Genomic DNA, 3,503 nt, shown 5'->3' on the forward strand with positions numbered 1-3,503 from the left:
CGAGAACCGAATACTTACTTAATGGGAAGGAGAATGATAATGAGGTGAAGGGAGAGTGGAATGAGCAGGATTATGGGATGAGGGTGTATGAGAGTTAGACAAGAGACTAGAGCTGTGCTAGGTCGCTCACCTCCACCGATTGATCAATCATTACCAGGAAATCAATAAAATATTATGAAATATAAATTAATTGAAATTGAAAAGAATGACAATGTTTTTATTACACGGAATCTCGAAAGATTTAATCAAAAGAATTTACGATTAAAAGCTTCTAATAACGAAGAAGCTGATTTGAATCTATTGAGATTTTTAGTTGATTATATTATTGAGGAAAATATAATGCTAAAGGAAGATGCAACTATCACATATGGGCTGTGGAGCCTAAAATTCATTTCTGATAAAGAATTGCTTAGCATACACGAATTGAATGCTGATTTTTCTGATTGGGTAACGGGAGCGAAGAATGCAACTTATTACCTTGAGCTACAAAGGATTGTTTGTAAAGAAATAGGTGTAAAATCCATGTTGCCAAATCTAAATCAGAAGATTGTAGTAGATAATGGTACATTAGGCGGAGAGGAGGTACAAGGAATTAGATATGATGCGCCTCCGCATATGAGCGGATGGTATATAACTTCAGACAGTTATAATGGGGATATAAATAGTTTAAATGTAATTGATCTTTTTTCATTTGTTCCAAGGCGAAGAGATTTAATACAATTTTTGGCATTACCAGTGGGATATTCATTTGAAGTGAAAAATGGAAATTACGATGCGTGGGCTATTAATTTGTAATGGAATCAGTTGTTTACAAATGTATGCATCTGGGAGGAATGGGAATGTTGTAAAGACCAGGGCCCCACATTTTTTATACACCATATATCAAACCTTAATAAATAATGAACATTGAGTTTATTGGTATTTATTGGAGTTCAAGGTATCAATCTATTGAAGATTGTGCTATAAGGATGGAGCAAACAGTTAAATTTTTGCAGAAAATAGATCAAAGTTTTATTTATTGGTATTCTACATTAAAGCCTAAAAAAAATCAGCTTTTAGAGGCTGTCGATTGTTCTTATGAAGGTATAATTAAACTATTGGATTCAAGCAGGCAATATGATGAAGTTGGAAATATTCTTGATAAATTAGGTTATCGAATTTATCTGAAGTCTGGATTGGATTTTAGTAGGTCACATGTATTATCTATTTCCTGTAATAAAACAAGTGAGTATCTTTCTAATCTAGTTGGGCTCAGCCTAGCCAATCCAGACCAATACAACTACTTGAAGCAACTTAAAATAGCAAGAAATATTTATGACAATTTAATTGATATTTGGGATGGGGAAAATGGTGTTTTAAGAGGTAAGGATAATGTAAATTACTTGTGAATGTTTAATAAAATTAATATTCAGTGACCGGATTTTACATGTGATGCAAGTTCAAATGATAAGCGCAACAGGTGAGTTTACAATTTGGTTAACCGCAAAGTGATTTTGTTTGATGATATGGAGGCTGAGTATACCCATATAGTTGATAGTGAGATTCCTTAGTTATCTTAGGATTTACCTGGAACAAGTGTTAAGATGTTGTTAGTCAATATAATATGCCGTTTCTTTGCTAAAGAAGTGTTTCTATATTGAAAGATTCATCTCTAAAACCATGCACCCATGATACGGTACACACCGGTAAAGCCGTTGACATTAGAAGGCTTTTCTCCTTTTTCGCAGCAATTATCCACAACTAACCGATGGGTAGTACTAGCTGCAAAGATTCCCTGGGATAAACTGGCGGATGTTTACTATAAAAAGATGCGTGCCGATTTTGGTGCTCCAACGTTGAGTGCGCGGATGGTAATTGGTGCGGTGATCATCAAACATATACTCAACATCGATGATCGGAAGGTCGTAGAGCAGATCACGGAAAATATATACCTGCAATATTTTGTAGGCTTAAGCAGTTTCAACAGGCGGCCCCTTTGATGCTTATTTGATGGTAAGTATTAGAAAAAGATTAGGCATAGAAGTAATGTCCGGATTGAATGAGATTATTTTGCAGGAAGCGAGATTAACCAAAGCCAATGAAGAGAAAGTAACAGATAGGGAAAGAGAGGATGATCAGGAATGGAATGCTGGAGAAAGTAATAGTGATAGTTTGCAGGAGCGTTCAGACAGCTTAAAAGACAAGCACATCAGATGTGATATCAGGAACAGTAATGTTAGATGCGACGGTATCAGAGCAACAGATCGAATATCCAACAGATATCAAATTACTCAATGAAGGACGCTGTCAACTGGAAGGGATGATAGAGCGGGGATGTCGGGCAAGCGGAACTGGTTATGCCACGCATGTATCGTAAGATAGCCAGGAAACAATATCTGAACATTGCCAAAAAGAAGAACAAGAGCAAAAGAGACATACGCAGGGATATCCGGCAGCAATTACAATATGTTAAGCGGGATTTAAAGTATATCAATTGGTTGATAGAATCATATGCTACATTTAAGGGTACGTTGAAAAGGAAAGAGTGGAGGTTAATACAGGTGATCCATGAAATGTATCGTCAGCAGGCAGAGAGGTATAAGAAAAGAGAATAGAAAATATCAGATCGGATTGTAAGTATCTATCAACCCTATGTACGTCCAATACCAAGGGGTAAAGACCGTGTATCAACGGAGTTTGGCAACAAGCAACTGGTGCTGTTGAAAGTTGGTTACACACACATAAAGAAGCTAAGCTGGGATAATTACAATGAAGACGATTGCTGATCGAAAGCCTGGAAACACATAAACGCCTGTTTGGATGTTATCCTGAGCGGGTATTGGCAGATCAGTTGTTCGGGACACATGAAAACAGACGATTCATGAAGGAAAAAGGGATCCGTTATGTTGGCAGGCCATTGGGTCGTCCCTTACCGGATAGTAAGCAGCAAAAGCGATTATTACAAAAAGAGATGCCGGAACGAAATGCGATTGAAGGGAAGTTTGGACAGGGAAAAAATGCATACGGTCTGGGCAAGATAAAGGCCCGGCTTAAGGATACAGCTGAGAGTTGGGAGATGTCCATATACTTTGTTATGAATCTGCTGAAACTGGCAGCAGGTTCTTTGTTGTCAGCACGCCAAATCTTTTACTGGCTATTAGCAGACTCCATGCACAATTTATACCCCGATATATGAGACATCATGAATAGTAAATAGTTATGGTGTTAAAATGAAATATAATTGATCGGGAACTTATTCAGCAGGCCCTATTTAAGTATAGATCGTAATTTTGATTAGTAGAAATACATCCAATAAGGTGTGCTCTTTGTCTGGCTGCGCATTTACTTACTATAGGCAGTTGTGTTTTTAAAGTCCCGGATCATCATATCGATGTGTTCGAGTATATAAGTTTTAGCATCGGGCGTCAGGGTATTATGAAACCCAATCGAAAAATATCAGGGGGAATTTCAAAACGTACAATTGGTTTACAAGATTTCCAATAAATCAATAGTCCGGTAAGTTT

Annotated in this window: 6 protein-coding genes; all 6 read left to right on the forward strand. The window is 37.2% G+C overall.

What is annotated here, in order from left to right; genetic code table 11:
- Positions 1 to 174: 174 nt before the first annotated feature.
- The 6 genes from BW716_RS34630 (at position 175) to BW716_RS34655 (ending at position 3,175) form a co-directional block, all read left to right on the forward strand.
- A complete protein-coding gene (locus BW716_RS34630) occupies positions 175 to 795 on the forward strand; it encodes a hypothetical protein (RefSeq protein ID WP_083730614.1) in 621 nt (206 codons plus the stop codon).
- Positions 796 to 899: 104 nt separating this feature from the next.
- Positions 900 to 1,388, forward strand: a complete 489-nt coding sequence (locus BW716_RS34635; protein WP_083730615.1) for an Imm52 family immunity protein — start codon at positions 900 to 902, stop codon at positions 1,386 to 1,388.
- A gap of 279 nt (positions 1,389 to 1,667) precedes the next feature.
- Positions 1,668 to 1,979 carry a transposase gene (locus BW716_RS34640; protein WP_083730616.1) on the forward strand — a complete coding sequence of 104 codons (312 nt, stop codon included), beginning with the start codon at positions 1,668 to 1,670 and terminating at the stop codon, positions 1,977 to 1,979.
- Positions 1,980 to 2,194: 215 nt separating this feature from the next.
- Positions 2,195 to 2,356 carry a hypothetical protein gene (locus BW716_RS37330; RefSeq protein ID WP_179091413.1) on the forward strand — a complete coding sequence of 54 codons (162 nt, stop codon included), beginning with the start codon at positions 2,195 to 2,197 and terminating at the stop codon, positions 2,354 to 2,356.
- The gene (locus tag BW716_RS34650) at positions 2,346 to 2,594 is read left to right on the forward strand and encodes a hypothetical protein (RefSeq protein ID WP_083730618.1); all 249 of its coding nucleotides are present in this window, start codon (positions 2,346 to 2,348) and stop codon (positions 2,592 to 2,594) included. The genes BW716_RS37330 and BW716_RS34650 overlap by 11 nt, the downstream gene beginning before the upstream one ends.
- 164 nt (positions 2,595 to 2,758) lie before the next feature.
- Entirely contained in the window at positions 2,759 to 3,175 is a 417-nt protein-coding gene (locus BW716_RS34655) for a transposase (protein ID WP_083730619.1), read from the forward strand.
- Positions 3,176 to 3,503 lie beyond the last annotated feature (328 nt).

The organism is [Flexibacter] sp. ATCC 35208, assembly GCF_001975825.1.
GTDB lineage: Bacteria > Bacteroidota > Bacteroidia > Chitinophagales > Chitinophagaceae > Chitinophaga.

Bases quoted from the DNA above. Each gene is read 5' to 3' on its own strand.
- BW716_RS34640 (WP_083730616.1), top strand. From the start codon at position 1,668: ATGATACGGTACACACCGGTAAAGCCGTTGACATTAGAAGGCTTTTCT.
- BW716_RS34635 (WP_083730615.1), top strand. From the start codon at position 900: ATGAACATTGAGTTTATTGGTATTTATTGGAGTTCAAGGTATCAATCT.
- BW716_RS34650 (WP_083730618.1), top strand. From the start codon at position 2,346: ATGTATCGTAAGATAGCCAGGAAACAATATCTGAACATTGCCAAAAAG.
- BW716_RS34630 (WP_083730614.1), top strand. From the start codon at position 175: ATGAAATATAAATTAATTGAAATTGAAAAGAATGACAATGTTTTTATT.